Raw genomic sequence first — 430 nt, 5'->3', positions numbered from 1 at the left:
CAGATCTTGCAGGACCGACAACGAAAATCGCTAACCTTTAATCGCTTACAGAAAAGAAGAGACGTTTATGACCACCATACGCCAAGACGATTTGATCGAAAGCGTAGCGGACGCGCTGCAGTTTATTTCTTACTATCATCTAGCCGACTTTATTAAGGCGGTGCACGAAGCCTATCTGCGCGAAGAGTCGCAAGCAGCGAAAGATGCGATGGCGCAGATTTTGATCAACTCTCGTATGTGTGCTGAGGGTAAGCGCCCAATTTGTCAGGATACGGGTATCGTGACGGTGTTCGTAAAAGTGGGCATGAACGTACAGTGGGATTCAGACATGAGTCTTACTGACATGATCAATGAAGGTGTTCGTCGTGCGTATACACATCCAGATAACGTTCTACGTGCTTCGATTCTTGCAGACCCTGCAGGGGCGCGC

General features: G+C 48.6%; 1 protein-coding gene. It reads left to right on the top strand.

Annotated elements, in window-relative coordinates; translation table 11 throughout:
• Nucleotides 1-67: 67 nt before the first annotated feature.
• A partial coding sequence (locus A3751_RS02835) for a fumarate hydratase (protein WP_197466138.1) occupies nt 68-430 on the top strand: 363 nt, incomplete at its 3' end.

The sequence above is a fragment of the Oleiphilus sp. HI0080 genome (genome assembly GCF_001635135.1).
The sequence above is the reverse complement of the archived record's forward strand: the minus strand, read 5'-3'. Positions and strand labels throughout refer to the sequence as shown.